Below are 1,703 nucleotides of genomic sequence, written 5' to 3'. Positions count from 1 at the left end.
TCGGGCGTGCGTTGAACTTGTTGCTCGAAGAGCTGATGGATACACAGATGCTCCGGATAAGGCGCAGCGGTGTCGTTCCAGCGTTCGAGCAACGCGTGCTCCTCCGGCAGCACCAGTTCAAGCGCATGCAGCGGCGCATCGGGCTGCTCCAGCGCCTGTTCGAGCAAGCGCGTGAAGCGTTCGCCCAGCCGAGCGATGGTGAGTGTATCGAACAGGTCGGTGGCGTAGCTGAAACTGCCGGCCAGCCCGTCTTGCTTATGAGTCAGGCTCAGGGTGAGATCGAACTTGGCGCCGGCTTCCGCTGCGGGCAGCAACTCCAGCGTGAGCCCGGGCAGGGCGAGCGGTTCCATCGGCGCGTTCTGCAATACGAGCATGACCTGGAACAGCGGCGTGCGGCTGGTGTCGCGAACCGGCGCGAGCGCCTCGACCAGCTTCTCGAAAGGCAGATCCTGATGGGCGTAGGCGGCAAGCGTTGTGTCACGGACTTGCGCGAGCAACTCGCGCAAGGAGGGTGTGCCCGAGAGATCGGCACGCAGCACCAGCGTATTGACGAACAGGCCGATGAGCGGCTCGATCTGCGCGTGAGTGCGATTGGCGATGGGCGAGCCCACAGCCACCTCCGACTGTCCGGACAAGCGCGCGAGCAGGGTCTGGAACACGGCGAGCACCAGCATGAAGGGCGTCACGCCTTCGCGCTGAGCGAGCGCATTCATGCGTTGGTACAACTCGGCACGCACGGCAAAGGGCAGCGTCGCGCCACGTCCGCTGATTTGCGCGGGACGGGCTCGATCGGTGGGCAGATCCAGCGGTGCGAGCCCGGCGAGCTGGGTGCGCCAGTATTGACTCTGGCGCTCGAGTTCGGCGCCGGCGAGCCAGTCGCGCTGCCACAGGGTGTAGTCGGCGTACTGCACGGCCAGCGGCGGCAGGGCGAGGGGTTCGTTGCGCAGCGCGGCCGTATAGCAGGCACCGAGCTCGCGCACCAGCACGCCGGTGGACCAGCCATCGGAGACGATGTGATGCATCGTGAACAGCAGCACGTGCTGGTCTTGCGCGAGGCGCAGCAGTTGTGCGCGCAGCAGCGGCCCGTGCTGAAGATCAAAGGCGCGGGTGGCTTCGACTTGCGCGAGGCGCCGCACTTCGGCGGCCTGCGCATCGGGGGCGAGCGTGTCGAGCACGCTCAGCGCCAGCGTGAGCTGCAACTGTGCCGCGATGCGCTGCACAGCCTGGCCGTCATGTTGCGCGAAGGAGGTGCGCAGGCTCTCGTGACGGGCCACCAGGGCGTTGAGGGCGGCCTGGAAGGCGGGCACATCGAGTGCACCGCTCAGGCGCAGGGCCACCGGGATGTTGTAGGTGGACTGTCCGGGGTTGAGCTGCTCGAGGAACCACAGGCGTTCCTGTGCAAAGGACAGCGGCAGGCGTGCGGGGCGGTCGAGCGCTTGCAGGGGCGGCAATGCGCTGGGCTGACCAGACGAATCCTCCTGCAGAGCCTCGGCGAGCGAGGCGACGCTGGGCGCATCGAACAGGGTGCGCAGGGGCAGTTCAACAGACAGGGCTTCGCGCAGCCGCGAGACGAGTTGCGTAGCGAGCAGCGAGTGGCCGCCGAGTGCGAAGAAGTTATCGAAGATGCTCACACGCTCCAGGCCTAGCACACTGGCAAAGCACTGCGCGAGCGCGTGTTCGAGCGAGGTGCGCGGCGCGATGTA

Annotated in this window: 1 protein-coding gene; it reads right to left on the bottom strand. The window is 66.7% G+C overall.

Translation table 11 applies throughout. The features are described 5' to 3' along the window. A partial coding sequence (locus tag AWB81_RS42690) for a condensation domain-containing protein (RefSeq protein ID WP_235026252.1) occupies positions 1-1,703 on the bottom strand: 1,703 nt, incomplete at both ends.

Origin of the sequence: Caballeronia arationis (assembly GCF_001544975.2) — a bacterium.
In the GTDB taxonomy this organism is placed as follows: domain Bacteria; phylum Pseudomonadota; class Gammaproteobacteria; order Burkholderiales; family Burkholderiaceae; genus Caballeronia; species Caballeronia arationis.
Note: the sequence above shows the minus strand (reverse complement) of the source record. Positions and strands in the feature narration are given on the sequence as shown.